The organism is Luteibacter sp. 22Crub2.1, assembly GCF_900167995.1.
Classification (GTDB): domain Bacteria; phylum Pseudomonadota; class Gammaproteobacteria; order Xanthomonadales; family Rhodanobacteraceae; genus Luteibacter; species Luteibacter mycovicinus.
Window position 1 is genome coordinate 75750 of sequence record NZ_FUYT01000003.1, and the last position, 18562, is coordinate 94311.

At 65.6% G+C, this 18562-nt stretch carries 18 protein-coding genes; 10 read left to right on the forward strand and 8 right to left on the reverse strand.

Translation table 11 applies throughout. The annotated features are described in order from the left end of the window. Nucleotides 1–17 precede the first annotated feature (17 nt). Nucleotides 18–2204 (reverse strand): penicillin acylase family protein, encoded by a 2187-nt coding sequence (locus B5X73_RS03490; RefSeq protein ID WP_079520593.1) that lies wholly within the window; start codon nt 2202–2204, stop codon nt 18–20. A gap of 112 nt (nt 2205–2316) precedes the next feature. Between B5X73_RS03490 and B5X73_RS03495 the strand changes: the two genes are divergently transcribed. Together B5X73_RS03495 and B5X73_RS03500 are read left to right on the forward strand one after the other, a co-directional pair. Continuing rightward, a complete protein-coding gene (locus tag B5X73_RS03495; protein ID WP_079520594.1) occupies nt 2317–2829 on the forward strand; it encodes a lactoylglutathione lyase family protein in 513 nt (170 codons plus the stop codon). Beyond that, entirely contained in the window at nt 2826–3941 is a 1116-nt protein-coding gene (locus B5X73_RS03500; RefSeq protein ID WP_079520595.1) for an alkene reductase, read from the forward strand. Before B5X73_RS03495 ends, B5X73_RS03500 begins: the two co-directional genes overlap by 4 nt. A 50-nt stretch (nt 3942–3991) precedes the next feature. Here B5X73_RS03500 and B5X73_RS03505 read toward each other — a convergent pair whose 3' ends face one another. From B5X73_RS03505 to B5X73_RS03520, 4 genes are all read right to left on the reverse strand, one after another. Beyond that, nucleotides 3992–4633 (reverse strand): hypothetical protein, encoded by a 642-nt coding sequence (locus tag B5X73_RS03505; protein ID WP_036116232.1) that lies wholly within the window; start codon nt 4631–4633, stop codon nt 3992–3994. After that, nucleotides 4626–5189, reverse strand: coding sequence for a DUF6932 family protein (locus tag B5X73_RS20555; protein ID WP_139382642.1), 564 nt, complete (start codon nt 5187–5189; stop codon nt 4626–4628). The genes B5X73_RS03505 and B5X73_RS20555 overlap by 8 nt, the downstream gene beginning before the upstream one ends. A gap of 665 nt (nt 5190–5854) precedes the next feature. Then, entirely contained in the window at nt 5855–6775 is a 921-nt protein-coding gene (locus B5X73_RS03515) for a M14 family metallopeptidase (RefSeq protein WP_079520596.1), read from the reverse strand. An 11-nt stretch (nt 6776–6786) separates the two neighbouring features. Then, nucleotides 6787–7650 (reverse strand): YicC/YloC family endoribonuclease, encoded by an 864-nt coding sequence (locus B5X73_RS03520; RefSeq protein ID WP_036116235.1) that lies wholly within the window; start codon nt 7648–7650, stop codon nt 6787–6789. 75 nt (nt 7651–7725) lie between these two features. Here B5X73_RS03520 and rph point away from each other — a divergent pair, with 75 nt between their 5' ends. The 8 genes from rph to pepQ all read left to right on the forward strand — a co-directional run bounded on the left by rph (nt 7726) and on the right by pepQ (nt 15470). Next, on the forward strand, nt 7726–8457 hold the full coding sequence (gene rph, locus B5X73_RS03525; RefSeq protein WP_036116236.1) for a ribonuclease PH: 732 nt from the start codon (nt 7726–7728) through the stop codon (nt 8455–8457). Further along, entirely contained in the window at nt 8454–8966 is a 513-nt protein-coding gene (locus tag B5X73_RS03530) for a GNAT family N-acetyltransferase (RefSeq protein ID WP_079520597.1), read from the forward strand. The genes rph and B5X73_RS03530 overlap by 4 nt, the downstream gene beginning before the upstream one ends. 3 nt (nt 8967–8969) lie before the next feature. Continuing rightward, on the forward strand, nt 8970–9563 hold the full coding sequence (gene rdgB / locus B5X73_RS03535) for an RdgB/HAM1 family non-canonical purine NTP pyrophosphatase (protein ID WP_036116240.1): 594 nt from the start codon (nt 8970–8972) through the stop codon (nt 9561–9563). Then, nucleotides 9560–10717, forward strand: coding sequence for a radical SAM family heme chaperone HemW (hemW, locus tag B5X73_RS03540; RefSeq protein WP_079520598.1), 1158 nt, complete (start codon nt 9560–9562; stop codon nt 10715–10717). Before rdgB ends, hemW begins: the two co-directional genes overlap by 4 nt. Before the next feature lie 116 nt (nt 10718–10833). Then, a complete protein-coding gene (locus B5X73_RS03545; RefSeq protein ID WP_079520599.1) occupies nt 10834–13053 on the forward strand; it encodes a DUF1631 family protein in 2220 nt (739 codons plus the stop codon). Beyond that, on the forward strand, nt 13050–13397 hold the full coding sequence (locus B5X73_RS03550) for a PilZ domain-containing protein (protein WP_036116246.1): 348 nt from the start codon (nt 13050–13052) through the stop codon (nt 13395–13397). The genes B5X73_RS03545 and B5X73_RS03550 overlap by 4 nt, the downstream gene beginning before the upstream one ends. A gap of 16 nt (nt 13398–13413) precedes the next feature. Beyond that, nucleotides 13414–14070 carry a hypothetical protein gene (locus B5X73_RS03555; RefSeq protein WP_139382643.1) on the forward strand — a complete coding sequence of 219 codons (657 nt, stop codon included), beginning with the start codon at nt 13414–13416 and terminating at the stop codon, nt 14068–14070. Nucleotides 14071–14150: 80 nt separating this feature from the next. Beyond that, nucleotides 14151–15470 carry a Xaa-Pro dipeptidase gene (gene pepQ, locus B5X73_RS03560; RefSeq protein WP_079520601.1) on the forward strand — a complete coding sequence of 440 codons (1320 nt, stop codon included), beginning with the start codon at nt 14151–14153 and terminating at the stop codon, nt 15468–15470. Nucleotides 15471–15506: 36 nt separating this feature from the next. On the opposite strand, the gene B5X73_RS03565 is transcribed toward pepQ, so the two are convergent. The 3 genes from B5X73_RS03565 to B5X73_RS03575 are packed head-to-tail and all read right to left on the reverse strand — an operon-like array spanning nt 15507 to nt 18455. Then, complete coding sequence (locus tag B5X73_RS03565; RefSeq protein ID WP_079520602.1) at nt 15507–16577, reverse strand: acyltransferase family protein; 1071 nt, start codon at nt 16575–16577, stop codon at nt 15507–15509. A 22-nt stretch (nt 16578–16599) separates the two neighbouring features. Beyond that, the gene (locus tag B5X73_RS03570) at nt 16600–17892 is read right to left on the reverse strand and encodes an aminopeptidase P N-terminal domain-containing protein (RefSeq protein WP_139382644.1); all 1293 of its coding nucleotides are present in this window, start codon (nt 17890–17892) and stop codon (nt 16600–16602) included. Continuing rightward, nucleotides 17889–18455 carry a UPF0149 family protein gene (locus tag B5X73_RS03575; protein ID WP_079520603.1) on the reverse strand — a complete coding sequence of 189 codons (567 nt, stop codon included), beginning with the start codon at nt 18453–18455 and terminating at the stop codon, nt 17889–17891. The genes B5X73_RS03570 and B5X73_RS03575 overlap by 4 nt, the downstream gene beginning before the upstream one ends. Between the last annotated feature and the right edge of the window lie 107 nt (nt 18456–18562).

An 18562-nucleotide genomic window follows, 5' to 3' on the forward strand; every position in this document is an offset into this window, starting at 1 on the left:
TCCCCCGTGTAAATCGATTATTCGCCAGGATGATAGGTGCGTTCGATGTGGCCCTGCAGATCCTCGGGCCAGAAATACACCTTACGCAGGTTGCCCGTGGTGTAACGCTCGGCCTCGTCATTGAAGTGCTTCGACGCAGGATCACCGCTCTCACCGCCCGCCGTGATCGCGCGGGCGCTCACTTTGTCACCGAACTCGACCACGGCGACAAAGCTATTGCCGCTGGTTCCGTAATAGCGTTTCGTACCCGGCCAGCGATGCGCGCCGAAGGAGGCAAGAGATCCCCAGCGCGACGAGGTGAATGGCACCGGGATGCTCGGTTTGCCGTCGTCGAAGTCCTGCTTGATCGCGCCGTCAACGCGCTGATAGCGGTTGATCTCGCCCCAGGGTACGCCCCAGCTACCGAAGTCCTTCTGCAGACGATCGACCGCTTCGGATAGCGCGGCGAGCCTCACGTCGGGCCCCGCCTTTTCCGCCATCCTGTCGTAAACGCTGAGCCCCTCTTCGGAGTCCAGTTTGCTCGCCTTGTCCCAGAGGATGTCGCCCCAGAACACCGCCAGTGACGTCGGCATCGACGTGACGCCCCAGCGATAGTCCCAGGTACGCAGGAGGCCGATCGGCCCGGTCAGGGCCTTCTTACGCGGATCGCTCGACGGCAATGCGTCGTAATCGGCGATAAGGATCGGCAACTGCCGGGCGAACGCCGGGAGATACGGGTCGAACGCCGCGTCGATCAACGACGCCTGGGTGAGATCGTGACGTCCCGTCAGCACGCGCGTCGCATGCAGGCCACGCGGATTCTCGCCAACCGCGTCCATGTAGCGCGGAAAGTCGGCCTGTTTCGGACTGTCGGGGCCCGCTGCTGAGTACGGCCAGTCGTTGGTGTTGAAGATCCAGCCCGTCGGCGGGTCGAGCAGATGTGGCGCCTTGTCGAGCGGCAACAGGCTCTTCCAGTCCGTCGCCGGATCGCTGCCGTCGACCGGCTTCGAATAATCGAAGCGGTTGTCACGGTTCGGGATGAACTGCGGATGCAGGTACGCGATGTGGCCCTTATCGTCTGCGTAGATCGTGTTGTTCGACGAATTGGCCTTGAAGTCCGCGACTTTCATATACGCGGCGTAATCGTTGGCCTTGGTGCGAAGCCAACTCTGCTGCAGCGCTTCGAGCGGCTTGTTCATCAGCGCAAGCGCAATCCACTTATCGCCCTCGGCACGCACGATGGGGCCGTGGTGCGTGGCGTACACCGTGAAGGTACGCGCGGCGCGCGAGCCATCCGCCATGCGATACGGCACGACGACGTCGCGCGACGTGACCGGACGAAGCTCACTACCGTAGCGGTAGAAGGACTTGCCGTCCTTTTGCACGATGGTCTCGGCGAATTCATCCACCACGTCGGCACCGGTCGACGTATGCATCCAGCCGATGTGCTTGTTAAAGCCCTGATAGATGAAGAACTGCCCCCAGGTCACCGCGCCATAGGCGTCGAGACCCTCGTCGCTGGACATCTGCAACTCGGAGCGGAAGAAAAACGAGGTATGCGGATTGATCAGCAGCAAGGCATGCCCGTTCGCCGTCAGTTTCGGCGCGATGGCGATGCCGTTGGAGCCCGTGGGCTCCCACCAGCTGGAGGGTGGGGTGAACTGTGCGAGGGCGCCTTCCGGGTCGTTGCCATAGAAGGCCTGCAGGCCCTTCGTCGACGCACGCTCGATGTCGCCGCCGATGCTGCCTTCGCTGAAGCTCAGCGCCATCCAGGGTTCGAAATGCGTAATGACCCGCGGATGCACGTCCGAATGGGTGGCCAGGTAGTCGTTCAGTCCGTCCGCCCAGGCATTCATCAGCGACTTGAGCCAGTCGGGGCTGCGCGTATAGAGCGCCTTGAGATCGTTCGGGTCGACGAAGAGCTTCTGGCGCAGGTCCTGCCACAGGGCCGACTCTCCTTCCGCTTCGGCCAGTCGACCGAGCGAGACGAGATAGTTGGTCTCGACGCGGTTGAAGTCGTCCTCGGCCTGGGCATACGCCATGCCGAAAACGGCATCGGCATCTGTCTTGCCATGCACATGGGCGATGCCCCAGTCATCGCGCTGGATGGTGACCGCGCCCGCCTCGTGTTTCCAGCGAACCGCATCGTCGGCGGCCTGGACGGACGATGCGGCCGTCAGCGCCAGAAGCAGGGGCAGACACAACGAGCGGCGACGTACGGACATACATTCCCCTTGCAACCATAAGAATATCTAATCAACACGATAACGGGATAGTCATTCCTATTATGGCGATGCGCTATTAGCTTCACACGGATATAAATCGAGGAAGCGCGCCATGTCGACCTATCCACGCAGTTTTTCCCATATCGGCCTCTCCGTCACCGACCTGGACGCCGCCGTCACCTTCTATACGGAGGTCATGGGCTGGTACCTCATCATGCCGCCGACCATGATCGAGGAAGACGACAGCGCCATCGGCGTGATGTGCACCGACGTATTCGGCGCCGGCTGGGGTTCGTTCCGCATCGCGCATATGTCCACGGGCGACCGCGTGGGCGTGGAGATCTTTCAGTTCCGTAACGCGCAGCGCCCGGACAACAACTTCGAATACTGGAAGACCAGCGTCTTTCATTTCTGCGTGCAGGATCCTGACGTCGAGGGTCTGGCGGCGAAGATCGTCGCCGCGGGCGGCAAGCAGCGCATGCCCGTGCGCGAATATTTTCCCGGCGAGAAGCCCTATCGCATGGTCTACATGGAAGACCCGTTCGGCAACATCCTCGAGATCTACAGCCACAGCTATGAGCTGACCTATTCCGCGGGCGCGTACGGCAAGGCAGCGGACGCATGAACACGATGAGGCTCTTCGACGCCTATCACCTCGCGGGCGTGCCGCTGAAGAATCGCGCGGTCATGGCACCCATGACGCGTGCGCGCGCCCCGGGCTATGTGCCCACGGACGATACCGTGCGTTATTACCGCCAGCGCTCCGGAGCCGGCCTGATCGTCACCGAAGGCACGCCGATCTCGCGGGAAGGCAATGGCTTCGTCGACTGCCCGGGCCTGTGGAACGACGAGCAGGTGACGGCCTGGCGCAAGGTGACCGACGCGGTGCACGATCTCGGGGGCGTCATCTTCACGCAGATCTGGCACGTCGGACGCATGTCGCACACGTCGCTCCAGGAAAACGGTGCGGCACCGGTAAGTTCCACTAAACGTCCGGCCGCCGGTTGCACGGCGTTCGGTTATGACGCGGACGGCAACCCGGCTTTCGTTGCCGCCAGCACGCCGCACGCGCTTGGCACCGACGAAGTGCCGCGCGTGGTCGCCGATTTCGCGCGCGCGGCGACCAACGCCGTCGCCGCCGGCTTCGACGGCGTGGAAATCCACGGTGCCAACGGCTACCTCGTCGAGCAGTTCATCAACGGCGCCGTCAACGACCGCACCGATGCCTATGGCGGCGACACGGTCGAACACCGCGCACGCTTCGCACTCGATGTCGTGGATGCGTGCATCGCCGCCATCGGCGCCGCGAAGGTGGGCATTCGACTCTCGCCATTCGGACGTCTGCATGACCTGGGCGACTTCGAAGGTGAAGAGGAGACCTTCCTCTATCTGGTACGTGAACTGGGCAAGCGCAACATCGCGTATGTCCACATCATGGATCAGGCCAGCCGTGGCGCACCCGCCATGCCGGATGGGTTCCTCGCGAGATTCCGGGCCGCCTATGGCGGCACGCTGATCCTTGCGGGCGGCCTCGACCTCGCAAAGGCCAACGCGATGATCGCGGACGGGCTGATCGATCTGGCCGCCTTCGGGGCGCCGTATATCGCCAATCCCGACCTCGTCGATCGTTATCGTCATGGCTGGCCGGTGGCCAAGGCGGACCAGGCGACATATTACGGCGGCAATGCGCGGGGTTATACGGACTACCCGTTCTACGGGGCCACAAACGCGGTCTAACGCACGAAGTAACCCGTGGCGGCCGGTAGAGCCGGTGGGAGCCAACCCTGTTACCGTGAGGCGTGGCTCAGTCGTTCGCGAGCGAGTGCCACGCCTTCGCGACTGAGATCACAATCGCGCATCCGTTGAATGATTCTGACGGAGGCATCGGCACTATCGAGGAAGACAAACCATTCCTGAAGCATGCTGTATAGCCCTTCGTCGACCCGAGCCAACATCGCACGCCACTCATCCCCAGGTCCAGCGCACAGCGCAAGAGTTTGGCTAAGTTGATCGAGGGAGTCCGCTAGCCCCGTTGCCATCATTCCCGGCGCTGCCTCCTCCTCAAGCTGAAAGCTCATCGAGCTTCTGTCAAAGCCCGTCACCATGAGCAGGGCGCTGTCTCGCATAGCACTACGGTCGCCTGCGCACTGGGCAAGCAATACCTGCTGGAAGAGCTCAAGAGCCTTACTCGCGAAGAGAATATCCACGCCTCTGGATCCGACAAGCGGACGGCCGCCGAAGAAAATTGTCGCGGTAGCGGTCTCACTTTTTTCGTTGAGCGCCGCTTCGAGGTCCGCCTCGATCGCCTCTATCCTGCATTTGTATTGCAAGATGGCTAGCGGGTCACGATAGGCGCGAGCAGACCGAAGCATGTCGCGTGCCGCTCCAAGGTCGGCGCGTAGCCACTCTATGTTTGAGAAGTTACTCACTATTTAATCCTTTCGTTGCTAAGGCGAGCTCACCAGAATCGACAAGATCGACCTGAAGCATGCCCTTCCATCGATTGCTTTCACGACGGTGTGAGAACAGTCCGTGCCAATAGGTTATCTGGCGCATGAGCCACAATGATCGTGCATCGAGGTCGATGCAATAGGCATCACATCGGAACATCAGCTTGGTCCGATGCGCCGCGAACAGGTCGCCGCGCTCATCCATCGCCGTCCACCAGGCTTCGTCTCGCCGGAGATGGCGCGGGCGACGCGCGAACGTGACGACATCGATGTCGCGCGGACAACGATTTTCGGTTCGCTCGACGTCTTCGACGAAGCTGCCGTCGAGCCACTGGAAACCGTCGACGATGCCGAAGCCTCGGAGGGCTTCGCGATAGCGCAAAAGGCCGTCGAATAGCTCTTTTCGGGCAGGAGACGTAGCCAGGCGCTCGTGAACTTCACGGAGGCTCACCGGATACGGAGAGCGCCCATCTATCGCCTGGGCGCTGCCTGTATAGGGCGGAAGGACGCCCGAGAAATCGAATGCCGGAATCATGGCCCCGCCGTCCGTGAAGTGATCGGCTGAGCATGCGTGTGAGTAAAGTTCTGAACGACCAGCGTCGGCCGATGCTGTGAGTAGGCTTTGCCCAGACCGGCGGCCCAGCTTGCTGCGCGGACAGCGCTGGTTTGCCCGATTCGCAGGTGTTTGCACGCCGATGCAGCGGTAAATTGTCGCCTTGGCACGGCAGAATGTAGCACCTCCAGCAGCTTCAGCACCTCTGCTACCTCGACCTCGGCAAGTTGACGACGTGGGCGTCGGGCTCGATGCACATCACGCTCAACGATCGACCGGGGCCATGCTGCCGCTGGAATTGGACATCCACTTCATCGCACCCGGTCGGCGCGAGGCGGATGAACTTAAGCTCAGCGGCTATCTGGATACGTCGCGGGTGGCGCGCGAAGGACAAGCGGGACGCGTGAGCGGCCGATCCGGGTTCTACGCGATCGGGTCTCAGAAGGTTTTCCACGAGCCAGGAGACACACGCCGCGAGCTGACCATGGCGGCCGAGTGGATGTGGGCCGACCGCCACAGCGCCCGGATCACCCGCTGGCGTTCGCTCGATGCGATGTATCGGGGCCCCGTCCCCGGCCTGCCGGCACGAGCCGGATGCGGTGGCTATCGGCCCGCAGCTGATGGCGACCTTCTGAGCGCCGAGTGCTTCAAGCCTGATGCGCCAGCGCGTAGTCGAAGGCCGCGCGCACCGCCGCCACCTGGGCATCGTTGCACTGCTGAGGCGTCGCGCGCGGGCTGTCCGGATAGACCTCGGTGGTCGTGACATAGCGGGCGTTGGTGATGCCTGCGCAGAGCCCGAGTTTTTTGACGTCGTATTCGATCACACCCGGCGCGACAACCGGCGAGCCGATGATTTCGCCCTGCGCATCGGCGGGCGCGATATGGGTGACCTTGGCGACGGCTTCGATCACGAACTTCTGAAATGCCGGCTGCGGGTTGCCCGAATCATCGACGAGATAAAACCCATCGGGAATCTCACCAGGCTCGTAATCGACGCCATCGCGCGCGGCCAGTGCCGGGCGGAATTCCGACTCGTCGGAGTCGGTGGTCTCGTGCAGATCGATGTGCACCAGCACGGCATCGACGAGCGGCGCCAGCAGTTCGACCAGCGCGGCCGACTCCGCCGCCGGGCTGTCGACGACGAAGTTGCGGTTGGGGTCGATCGCATCCGGATTCCAGCGCAGGATGCGCTCGTAGGCCCACGGGCTAACGCAGGGCACGACCAGGATGTTGGCGCGACCCGCGTAATCGCCGCCATGCTCACGCATGAACTGCAGCGCGCCTTCGACGCCACTGGTCTCGTATCCGTGTACGCCACCGGTGACAAGCAAGACGGGAAGCTGGTCGTCCCAGTCACGGCTACGGATCGCCAGCAGCGGATATTTGCCCTCCGCGTACGTGAGGCGGCCGTATTCGCTCACATCGAAACGTTCGCGCAGCGGCTCAATGGCACGTAGGACGTCGTCCGCATAGGTACGCGTCTTCACCTGGCGCGCGCGCCAGGCGGCAACGTCGGATGCATTCCAGGGCTGACCGGGTGTCCCGACGGGATAGGCAGGGGTATTCATGGTGGGGTGGCTCATTCGATGTTCTGCACCTGCTCACGCATCTGCTCGATCAACACCTTGAGCTCGACGGCGGCGTTCGTCGTACGCGAATCGACCGATTTCGACCCGAGCGTATTCGCCTCGCGGTTGAATTCCTGCATGAGGAAGTCGAGACGACGGCCGACCGGCTCTTTCAGCGCCAGCACGCGACGTGCCTCGGCGATATGGGTGGTCAGGCGATCCAGCTCTTCGTCCACGTCGACGCGGGTGATCTGCAGCACCAGTTCCTGCTCCAGACGGCCCGGCTCCACCGGCTGCCGGATGTCGGCAAGACGCCCTTCGAGGCGGGCACGCAGGGCGGCCTGGATTTCCGGGAGCCAGACGCGGACGTCGGCCACGATCTTCTCGATGCCGTCCAGACGTTCTTTCAGCATCTCGCCCAGCTTCTGGCCTTCACGGGCGCGGGTGTCATTGAGGGCAACCAGGGCTCGCTCGAGCACGTCCAGCAGGGCGACCTGCAGGGCGTCGGCGTCGGTTTCCGGCTGCTGGAGCACGCCCGGGAAGCGGAGCAGTTCCGTGAACTCGATCGTCATCCGCGGGAAGCGCTGCTCGAAGTCCAGCGCCAGCTCGGACAGGCGCGCCAGCACCGCGCCGTTGACCTGCGGGCCTTCCGCCGCACCGGCCTCGGCGCGCAGGCGCACCGTGATATCGACCTTGCCACGGGACAGCCGGGCGCCGATCCGCTCGCGCAGGGCGCTCTCGAAGCCGCGCATGTCCTCGGGCAGCCGGGGGCTGATCTCGAGGTACCGGTGGTTCACGGTACGCAGCTCGCAGGTGAGCGTGCCGGACGGGCCGGCGCGCTCGGCGGAGGCGTAAGCGGTCATGCTGCGGATCATCGAAGGCTCGCTTGCGCTGGAGGAAAGGGCGCAATGGTAAACTGACCCACCGCCCGCGCCCAAATCAGGCTCTCCATGACTTTCTCCCGCCCGAGCGGACGCGCAGCCGACCAGCTGCGCCCCGTCACCATCGAACGCCACTACACCCGCCACGCCGAGGGCTCCGTCCTCGTGTCCTTCGGCGACACCAAGGTGCTGTGCACCGCGTCGATCGAAGAGCGCGTCCCACCCTGGCTGCGCGGCAAGGGCGAGGGCTGGGTCACCGCCGAATACGGCATGCTGCCCCGCGCCACCACCGACCGCACACAGCGCGAAGCCGCGCGCGGCGGCCAGGGCGGCCGCACCATGGAAATCCAGCGCCTGATCGGCCGCTCGCTGCGTGCCTGCGTGGACCGCGCCGCCCTCGGCGAGCGCGTCATCACGCTGGACTGCGACGTGATCCAGGCCGACGGAGGCACGCGCACCGCCGCCATTACCGGTGCCTACGTGGCCCTGGTCGATGCGGTCGCGACGCTGACGAAGCGCAACGCGATCAAGCGCAACCCGATTCTCGGCGCCATCGCCGCCGTGTCGGTGGGCGTTTACAACGGTGTGCCGGTGCTGGATCTCGACTACCCCGAAGACTCCAACTGCGATACCGACATGAACGTCGTCATGAACGACGGTGGCGGCTTCATCGAGGTGCAGGGTACGGCCGAGGGCCACGCGTTCCGCCGTGACGAGATGAACGCGTTGCTCGACCTGGCCGCCAAGGGCATCGACGAACTGGTGGCCGCGCAGCGCGCCGCACTCGAGACCGCCCCGTGACCGAGGTCCGTGCCGCCACGGCCGCCGATCTCGACGCCATCGTCGCTATCCACCGCGCCGCCTTCGGGCGCGACGCGGAGGCGACGCTGGTCCGCAAACTGGTCGATGCCGGCCGCGCCACGGTGTCGCTGGTCGCCGTCGATGACGAGGACACGGTGATCGGTCACGTGCTGCTGTCGCCGGTAACGATCGAGGAAGGTGACGACGGCAAGTCGCTGGGCCTGGCCCCTGTGGCTGTGCACCCCGAACATCAGCGCCAGGGCATCGGCCATGCGCTGATCGAGGAAGGCATTGGCGCCTGCTTCGTGCAGGACGCGCGCGCGGTGTTCGTGCTTGGCTCGCCGGCGTATTACACCAAGTTCGGCTTCGGCAAGGCATCCGCGCATGGTCTGCACGACGCATCCGAAGGCGGCAACGCCTTTCAGGTGCTGCCGCTGACGATCGAGGGACTGACCGGCTATCGCGGACGCGTGGACTACGCACCCGAGTTCACGGCCGGAGACCTCTGAACCATGCGTTTCGTACTTGCATCCGGTAACGCCGGCAAGGTCGTGGAACTGGAACAGCTGCTCGCCGGCAGCGGTGTCGAGCTGGTCGCGCAGACCAGCCTCGGGGTCAGCGACGCGGACGAGACCGGCCTGACCTTCGTCGAGAATGCGCTGATCAAGGCGCGCCACGCGGCGCGTATCACCGGACTGCCCGCGCTGGCCGACGATTCGGGCATCTGCGTCGACGCGCTGGACGGTGCCCCGGGCCTGTACGCCGCACGCTATGCCGGCACGCACGGCGACAGCGCCGCCAACAACGCGAAGCTGCTGCGCGAGCTCGACGGCGTGCCGTCCGACAAGCGCACGGCGTATTTCATCGCCGTGCTGGTGGTGCTGCGTCATGCGGACGACCCCGCGCCGCTGATCGCCGAAGGCCGCTGGTATGGGCGCATTCTCGAGGCGCCACGCGGTGAGGGCGGTTTCGGCTACGACCCGCTGTTCCTGCCCGACGGCTACGACGTCAGTGCGGCGGAACTCGATGTCGCCCTGAAGAATCGCCTCAGCCATCGCGGCCAGGCGCTGGACGTGCTGAAGGCGCGCTTCGCCGAGCTCGCATGACGCTGATCCCGCCGCCGCTGTCGCTTTACGTCCACATGCCGTGGTGCGTGCGCAAATGCCCGTACTGCGATTTCAACTCGCACGGCGTGCGCGGCACACCCGAGTACGCGACGTATGTCGACGTGCTGCTGGCCGATCTCGACGCGGATCTGCAGGACATGGGCGAGGCGCTGCACGGCCGGTCGATCGGCACGGTGTTCTTCGGCGGCGGCACCCCCAGCCTGTTCTCACCCGAACTGGTCGGACGGTTTCTGGACGGCGCCAAAGAACGCTTCGCGTTCGCGCATGACGCCGAGATCACGCTGGAAACCAATCCGGGCACCGTCGAGCACGGCCGCTTCGACGGCTACCTCGCGGCGGGCGTGAACCGCATTTCCTTCGGCGTGCAGAGTTTCGACAACACCAAGCTGCACCGTCTGGGTCGCATCCACTCCGCGAGCGAGGCCGCCAACGCGGTGCGCAGCGCGCAGGACGCCGGCCTGGACAATATCAACATCGACCTGATGTACGCCCTTCCCGAGCAGGACCTGGCGGGCGCGCTTGACGATGTCGACAAGGCCATCGCGCTGGCACCGACGCATATTTCGCATTATCAGCTGACGCTGGAGCCGAATACGGCGTTCGCCGCCAACCCGCCGCCGCTGCCCGATGACGATGCCGCCTGGGCGATCCAGGAAGCCTGCGAGGTTCGCCTCGCGGAGGGCGGCTACGGACAGTACGAAGTGTCGGCTTATGCGCAGGGTGGCCGCCGTTGCGCGCATAACCTGAACTACTGGCGCTTCGGCGACTACCTAGGCATCGGTGCCGGGGCACACGGCAAGATCAGCGACGCCAGCGGCGTGCGCCGTCGCTGGAAAACCCGCCTGCCGGCCGCCTACCTCGCGTCCGCTGGTCAGCCGGCGCGTATCGGTGGCGACGGCTACGTCGGTGCGGACGACCTGCCCTTCGAATACATGTTGAATGCGTTGCGCCTGATCGACGGCGTGCCCATGGCCGATTTCACGCAACGGACCGGGCTGCCGCAGGAGACGATCGCTCAGGGTCTCGCGCTTTGCCTCCGGCGTGGCTGGCTGGTGGACGACCCGTCAGTCCTGCGCACCACCGCGCTCGGCCAGCGCTTTCTCAACGATGTGATCGAAGCGTTCATGGCGTAACGGCGCGCGCCCGTCTAGTCCATAAGTGGTAAGCCGTAAGCCCGCCATGGTTTCGCTGGCGTCGCACCCGTCCGCACACCTAAACTTCCTGCGAAGGTCGGGGAGGACCTTAAGTCATGACACCAGGCACGCCGCCGTACGGCCGGACGGGACCGCATCCCGTCGCCCTGTCGCCGCGCGCCGAGCGCGAAGCGCAGCAGGGTCTGTCGCTTTGCCTGACGTGGCTGGACATGCCCTTGCGGGAGTCGCTGCGCGATTTCGACCGGCGCCTGTTCGCGTCCGCCGAGAGCAGCCGCAACCACCTCGAGCAACAGGCATGCTTCGAGAGCCGCACCATCGTCGAACGCGATGGCCCGGCGTTCCGTAACCGTTTCGCGGCCTGCCTGTCGGAGCGCTTCCGCCATCTTGGCGAGAGCGCGGAGCACAAACCGTCTCTGGCCGGTCAGCTGACCACGGGGCTCAGCCTCGTCGATCCCGAAGAGCAGGAAATCGAGGACGCACTGGCCAGCATGGCCGCCCGCGGTGAAGCGCGCAGCGCCAGCAGCCTGTTCGAACTGGGTTACCGCCTCGCGGTGCTGGCGGGAACCCCGCCACTGGAGGGCGAGGCGCTGCCCGCCGGGCCGCGCGCACTGGCCGCCGCACTGAGCGCCGCGGTCAAGCCGATGCCGTTGACCACCGCCCATCGCCTGCTGCTGTTCCACGCGGTGGACGCACGCGTGCTGGCGCAGAGCGAATCGTTCTACGGAGCGCTCAACGAGCACTACCGTACACGCGGCATCCTGCCCGGATTCCGTGTCTACCCCAACGTGCGCGTCGCATCCACGCCGGCGACCGAGCGCCGGTCGAAACCCGGCGAGCCCGCGGCGACAACCGCGACGACGCACGATGCATCCGCCGCGCCCACGGCGACTGCCGAGGGCCACATCGGAGTGCTCGAAAGTCTGCGCAACCTGCTGACCACGCGCGTGCAGACGGGACGTGGCGCCGGTTTCGCTCCAGGCCGTCTGGCCTCCGACGACGAACTGCAGACCGCGCTGTTCGCCCTGCAAGGTCACGTGAGTGACGTCACCGACGCGGCGCAGCGGGAAATCCGTAGCGCCCAGGCCTTGCGCGACGAACTGCTCACCCAGCTCAACCGCAGCCGGCCGGCCGGCTCCCCGCTTGCCGAGCTGTCGCAGGAACAGGGCGACACGGTGGAACTCACCGCCCTCCTCTTCCAGAACCTGGGCCAGCAGGTCGCCACCGCCAGTCCGGCGCGCGCCGTCCTGGGCGGACTGCAATGGCCCATGCTGCGTGCCGCCGTCAACGATCGCGGCTTCTTCGACCAGCCCGAACATCCGGCGCGCCAGCTGCTCGACACGGTGAGCGAGGCCGCACACCACTGGCTCGATCCAACGGAAGGCGAGCCGGATGCGGCACTGGTCGACCGCCTCGAGCGACTCGTCGTGGAAGCCAGCCACGCGCAGGTAATCGACCCCGCGTGGCGCGCGGACATCGAGCAGCAGATCGCCATGCTGGCGCGCAAGGCGCATGTCGCCGAGCGTCGGCAGATCGAAGCGATGGAAGGTCGCGACCGTCTCGAGCGGGCGCGCCAGCGCGCCACCGAGATCATGGGTGAGCGCATGACCGGCGACGCGCCGCCACGCGGTGTCCTGCGCATCCTGCTGGAACGCACGTGGGCCGACGTGCTTGCGCTGCACATCCTGCGCGGTGGCGAGAACGGCGAAGCCTTTCTTCACTGCCTCGGTGTCACCGATCAGTTGCTCGGACGCCGGCCGATCGCCGATGTGCAGAAGCTGCGCGTGGAAGTCGAACGGGGACTGGAACATCTGGGCATGCATCCCGCGGAAGCGCTGCAGGTCGCTGGCGGACTGTTCGAGCCGTCGGGACGCGAAGCGACCGATGCCGATCTCACGCCGACCGACGTGGCCGTACGCCTGAAGCAGCGGCCGCGCCTTGGCGAAGGCACGGCGCACGGCGAACCGGTCCCCGCCGTCGAGCCGACGCCCATGGACGGCGCCGCGCGGCGCGTCTACGACGGTTTCGCCACGCTTCGCTTCGGTACCTGGTTCGAATTCACCCAGCCGGACGGCAGCCAGACCCGGCGCAAACTGGCGTGGTTCTCGCCAGCCACCGGCCGCTGCCTGTTCGTGAACCAGCGCGGCGGCCGTGCCGACGATATCGACCTTACCCGCCTGGCCCGCCTCGTCGCCACGAACGAAGCGCGTGAGTGGAGGGAGCAACGCGTGTCGCTGATCGATCGGGCCTGGCAGGCCATCGCGCGCAACCTGCGCCGCGACAGTGACGACACCCGGCGCAAGGCGGGCCACGCATGAACCGCGATTTCGAACAACGTCGCGCACCGCGCAAGCGGGCCACTTCACCCATACCGATCGTGGACGTCATGACCGAGCGCGTGATCGGCCAGCTCGGCAATCTCTCGGCCACGGGACTGATGCTGCTGGGCCCTCATGCGCCGCGCAGCGGTGCCGTCCACCAGGTGGCTTTCATGCTGCCGGGCGCCCAGCACGGCGAGCATCGCGTCGAGATCGGCCTCCAGGAACAGTGGCACGAACCGGCGGCCGCTGCCGGCCAGTTCTGGTCCGGCTACCGCATCGTGGCCGCGAGTGACGATGACGTTCGCGCCATCGACGAGTGGATCGGACCGCCACCGGACTGAACGGAGCCATTTGTCCATGCTTTACGACGCCCCGCGCGGAGAGTCAACATCGCTCCTTATGAGCGATGCCACCACGATCCTGGTCGATACCGAACTCGAACGCGACGATGCCGCGGCCGCCGCCGTCGAGCTGTATCGCCGCCTGGTCGGCGAAGGCAGTATCGCGCCGCTGCCATCGAACCCGTCCGACCCCTGTTTCCCCGTGCTCGACGATCCGCTGTTCGCCGAGAGCGGCGTGCGTGCGATCGGCCTGCATGCCAGCGGTCATCGCTGGCGTGAGGACGGCACGGGCGGCGCCGTACTGATCGACGGTGGCCGTGAGAATGGCATTTTCTGCCCCTATGACGGCAGCTTCTGCATCCGCTGCCCCGAATGCAATCAGCCGCTCGCGCCCGGCGACGATGGTAGCGAAGCCCTCGAGGAAGCCCTGGCGGTGTGGTGCGAAGCGCCCGATTCCGCCTACGTGGCCTGCCCCTCCTGCGCCAACTGGACCCCGCTGACCCAGTGGCGCTCCCCCGGTCACGACTTCGCGGTGGGCCATTTCGCCATCACCCTCTACGGCGCCCATGTGCGGTCCCTCACCGGCGCGGGCGCCGATCACGCGGCGACGCTGCTCCGCCACCGGCTCGGCGATCTGGCCAGCGACTACGCCGTGGTCTTCGGCCGGGGCTGATAGCGCTCCCCGGGGTTGGCTAGGTGCGCACGGAGGCGCACCATTGACGTTTGTCCCACTCCCCTTCCCCGGAGATCACGATGAACGACGCGCTTGCCGCGCTTTACCCCCAGCACCTCGCGACCCTGCGCGAGCGCACCGACACCGCCCTGGCGCGCGGCGGCTTCGAGCATCTGGTGGTGCCCGCCGGCCGGCCGATCACCAAGTTTCTGGACGACCAGGACTACCCGTTCATCGTCAATCCGCACTTCAAGCACTGGCTGCCACTGGTGGACGCGCCGGGTAGCTGGCTGGTCTACACCCCGGGCGAGAAACCGAAGCTGGTCTTCCTACAGCCGCGTGACTACTGGCACGTGGTGCCCGAAGCGCCGACCGGTTACTGGGTCGACCACTTCGACATCGTCGTCGTGCGTAAAGCGGCCGACGCCATCGCCGAACTGCCGGGACTCGCACGCAGCGCGGTGATCGGCGATCAGCATTGCGGCCTCCAGGACATCGTGGCGAACAACCCGCCCGAGGTCATCGACCACCTGCACTATCACCGCGCATTCAAGACGCCGTACGAACTCGAACTCATGCGCGAGGCCAGCCGTCGGGGCACGCGTGGTCACCGCGCCGCCGAGCGTGCCTTCCGGGAAGGCGCCAGCGAACTGGGCATCCATCAGGCCTATCTGGCCGCCGTCGGCCAGCTCGACGCGGAGCTGCCTTACGCCAGCATCGTCGGGCTCAACGAGCACGGCGCCGTTCTGCATTACACGAACTTCGACCGCAGTGCGCCGGCCGACAGCCGCTCGTTCCTGATCGACGCCGGTGCCAGCGCCTCCGGCTACGCCAGCGACATCACCCGCACGTATGCAGGCAAGAACGCGGGTGAATTCCAGGCACTGATCGATTCCGTCGATGCCGCCGAGCAATCGTTCGTCGCCAGGGTCCGTGCGGGGCAGAGCTATCCGGAGTTGCATGTCCATGCACACCACGTGCTCGCGGGCGTCTTGCGTGAGCACGGCTTCATTCGCATGAGCGCCGAGAGCGCCGTCGAATCGGGTGTATCGTCCGCCTTCTTCCCGCACGGGCTGGGTCACGGCATCGGCATGCAGGTGCACGACGTGGGCGGCTTCCAGGCGGCTGAGACGGGTGGCACGATCGCCAAGCCCGAAGGTCATCCGTACCTTCGTCTGACGCGCAAACTCGAAGCCGGCATGGTCGTCACCATCGAGCCGGGCATCTACTTCATCGACATGCTGCTGGCGGAATTGAAGGACAAGCCGTTCTCGGGCGACATCGACTGGGCCAGGGTCGACGCCTTCCGCAAATACGGCGGCATCCGCATCGAAGACGATGTGGTCTGCACCGCGAGCGAGCCGGAAAACCTGACCCGCGACGCCTTCGCCCTCCTGTAGGAGCGCGCCTGCGCGCGACCGCACGACGGTCGCGCGCTACACCTTCAGATAGATCGCACGCCGGTCCATCCAGCGCACGACACCCCACCAGATCGTCACGAATACCACACCCCACGCCGCCGAAGGAACATACGGACCGAACAGCGGCGTCATCCATGACGCGAAGGCGATGCGGTACAGGGGCGCCGTGACACCCAGGGCGATCAGCAGGTAAACCATCAGCCCGGAACCCGCATAAGCCGCGATGGCGTTCTTGCCAAAGGCTCGGCCTGGAAGGCGCCAGCCACGCCGATCCACCAGCACGTGAGCCAGGGACAACAGTGCGAACGACACCCCGGCCGTCCAGAGCACGTAGCTTGGTGTCCAGAGGTTCTTGTTAAACGGCCAGACCGCCTGTAGAAGCCAGCCCGCCACGGCGAATACGACCGCGGCCACAAGCAGCTTTCGCAGCGCGCCCGTGCGCAACCACGCCCCGGCGCGCATGCCGATCAACGTGGTCGCCAGCGACGGAAGCGTCGCAAGCAAGCCCTCCGGATCGTGACCACGCCCCGTCGCGGGATCGATGACGTAAACGAAGGGTCCGAATACCGTACTGTCGACCTGGCTCGCCCAGTTGGTCCATGGCGACATGCCACCGGCCAGCAACAGTCCCCCGTACAGAACGAGCAGTCCAACGCAGACGATGTCCCGAGTCACTGCCCGTGCGTAGATCGCTAGCAACGAAGCGAAAGCGAAACAGATACCGATCCGCTGCAGAACGCCCGGAAGACGCAGATGCGGCTCCGGAATGGCGAGCCACCCGATGAGGTTCAACGCCAGTCCCAGGCCGACGATACGCAGCGCACGGCGAAGGGCGGCATCGCGGATCGGCGCCTGCACGGCGCCAGCTTCGACACGCGGCACGATCGCCAGCGCGATCGATACGCCGACGATAAAGAGGAAGACCGGGAAGACGAGATCGGTGGGCGTGCAGCCGTTCCATTCGGCGTGTTCGAGCGGCCACCAGACGTGGCCCCAGTCGCCGGGATCGTTAACCAGAAGCATGGCCGCGACGGTGATGCCTCGAAGGACATCGACGGAACCGTAGCGCATGGTGTTCGGCGTCATTCGGAGCGTGTCATGTCGAGGGTCAGCGTTCCAGCGCATCAGGCGATTTCGGCACCATCGCCGTCATCACATCCGGCGACCCCTTCGTGACCGCCACGTCATCCTCGATGCGGACACCGATACCCCGCCATCGTCCATCGACTCGCTTGTCGTCAGGCGGCACGTAGATACCCGGCTCGACCGTGACGACCATGCCCTCTTCGAGAATGCGCGGCTCCCCATCGATGCGATAGTCGCCGACATCGTGGACATCGAGACCGAGCCAGTGCCCCGTCTTGCTCGGGAAGTACGGCTTATAGCTGCCTTCCGCAATCGCGCGGTCGGCGCCGCCCTTGAGTATCCCGACAGCGCAAAGACCCTCGGCGATAATGCGCACGGCCGCGTCGTGCGAGTCGGCAAAAGAACGCCCCGGGCGCACCGCATCGATCGCCGCCAGCTGCGCCTCATGCACGATCTCGTACAGCGCGCGCTGCTCCGTCGTAAAACGACCACCGACGGGGAACGTACGCGTGATGTCGGACGCATAGCAATCGACTTCCGCGCCGGCGTCGATCAGCAGCAGGTCGCCCTCGCGCAGAACCGCACGATTGGCCTGGTAATGCATGATGCAGGCGTTGGCGCCACCAGCCACCGTCGGAGGAAAGGCGGGAAACGCACCCTGGCCGCGAATCGTGCGAAGGATCTCACCTTCAATTTCGTATTCAGCGACACCGGGCCTTGCAATCGCCATGGCCGCAACGTGCGCCGCCCCAGCCACCTCCGCCGAGCGACGCATCAGCGCCAGTTCGTCTTTCGACTTGAACAGCCGCATGTCGTGCAGCAGGTGGCTGAGCGCGACGAGGTCTTTCGGCACCACCCCGCCGCCACGTGCGGTGCGTAAACGACGCATCCATGCGAGCAGCCGTGCGTCGAAGTCGGGCTCCTGACCGAAATGGCAGTAGACCCGTGCGCGCCCCTCGATCATCCCCGGAAGGATGTCGTCGATATCGTCGATGGGGAAGGCATCGTCCAGACGAAGTTCGCGCGCCGCACGATCGGTGCCCATGCGCTCGCCATCCCAGCGTTCGCGCTCGGCATCGCGCTCGCGGCAGAACAGCACGGTTTCGCCGTGCGCGCGCCCCGGCAGCAGGGCGAGCACGGCTTCCGGCTCATCGAAGCCGGTGAGGTAATGAAAGTCCGAGTCCTGTCGGTACGGCCACGGGGCGTCGGCATTGCGCATGCGCTCGGGAGCGGCGGCAAGGATCACCACCGCGTCCTCACCGGTCATACGCATCAGCTCCCGGCGCCGCCGGGCGTACTCGGCCGCGGCGATCAATGCAGGGTGTCGTTGGCCGGTCGGGAGGCGCGGCTGAGTTCGGCGTGCAGCAGCATGGCGCCAGCGCGAACGAATTCTTCGAGCTCGGTCAGGCTTTCGTCGTTGACGTCGTCGTCCGCGTCGAACTCGAACTCCGTGGTGGCGATGCCGGCCATGTCCTGCAGCACTTCCTTGGCGTCATCGCTCATGCCCCGGTTGACCTCGACCGAGCCGCCGAGGCCGAAACCGCCCAGGAAACCCTGGACCCAATCGGTCAGGCCCTCCGCGCGTTCCGGCACGGGTGCGTCGTCATCGGGAAGCCACGGCGAAAAGGTCAGCTCGGGGTCGGCCAGCCACTCTTCTGTCTGATGGCGAAGCCGGGTCAGCATGGCCTGCTCGTCCGGATTGGGTGCGGGATCGGGCTCGAGTTCGAGCGCGGACAGCACGGAGCCGTGAGGGAAACGACCGCCGGCACTTAAGTAACCCACGAGGGAGCCATGAAATTCACTGACCGATATGGACAGCTTGCAACGGGCGATGAGTTCGGCGATCTCTTCCGGATCGACGGTCTGGTTGGCCGACATGGCGGGTACTCCTGGGAAACTGAGCGGTCAGTCTAATGCAGCGGCCTTCACGCTGCGCCTGCCTTCCGCTTCACGGATTGCCGACAGCGCGAAAACGTCCTGTTATA

Excerpts from the sequence above, each read along its gene's own strand:
- B5X73_RS03490 (WP_079520593.1), bottom strand. The coding sequence starts at position 2,204 with ATGTCCGTACGTCGCCGCTCGTTGTGTCTGCCCCTGCTTCTGGCGCTG.
- B5X73_RS03495 (WP_079520594.1), top strand. The coding sequence starts at position 2,317 with ATGTCGACCTATCCACGCAGTTTTTCCCATATCGGCCTCTCCGTCACC.
- B5X73_RS03500 (WP_079520595.1), top strand. The coding sequence starts at position 2,826 with ATGAACACGATGAGGCTCTTCGACGCCTATCACCTCGCGGGCGTGCCG.
- B5X73_RS20555 (WP_139382642.1), bottom strand. The coding sequence starts at position 5,189 with ATGATTCCGGCATTCGATTTCTCGGGCGTCCTTCCGCCCTATACAGGC.
- B5X73_RS03515 (WP_079520596.1), bottom strand. The coding sequence starts at position 6,775 with ATGAATACCCCTGCCTATCCCGTCGGGACACCCGGTCAGCCCTGGAAT.
- B5X73_RS03520 (WP_036116235.1), bottom strand. The coding sequence starts at position 7,650 with ATGATCCGCAGCATGACCGCTTACGCCTCCGCCGAGCGCGCCGGCCCG.
- rph (WP_036116236.1), top strand. The coding sequence starts at position 7,726 with ATGACTTTCTCCCGCCCGAGCGGACGCGCAGCCGACCAGCTGCGCCCC.
- rdgB (WP_036116240.1), top strand. The coding sequence starts at position 8,970 with ATGCGTTTCGTACTTGCATCCGGTAACGCCGGCAAGGTCGTGGAACTG.
- hemW (WP_079520598.1), top strand. The coding sequence starts at position 9,560 with ATGACGCTGATCCCGCCGCCGCTGTCGCTTTACGTCCACATGCCGTGG.
- B5X73_RS03545 (WP_079520599.1), top strand. The coding sequence starts at position 10,834 with ATGACACCAGGCACGCCGCCGTACGGCCGGACGGGACCGCATCCCGTC.
- B5X73_RS03550 (WP_036116246.1), top strand. The coding sequence starts at position 13,050 with ATGAACCGCGATTTCGAACAACGTCGCGCACCGCGCAAGCGGGCCACT.
- B5X73_RS03555 (WP_139382643.1), top strand. The coding sequence starts at position 13,414 with ATGCTTTACGACGCCCCGCGCGGAGAGTCAACATCGCTCCTTATGAGC.
- pepQ (WP_079520601.1), top strand. The coding sequence starts at position 14,151 with ATGAACGACGCGCTTGCCGCGCTTTACCCCCAGCACCTCGCGACCCTG.
- B5X73_RS03565 (WP_079520602.1), bottom strand. The coding sequence starts at position 16,577 with ATGACGCCGAACACCATGCGCTACGGTTCCGTCGATGTCCTTCGAGGC.
- B5X73_RS03575 (WP_079520603.1), bottom strand. The coding sequence starts at position 18,455 with ATGTCGGCCAACCAGACCGTCGATCCGGAAGAGATCGCCGAACTCATC.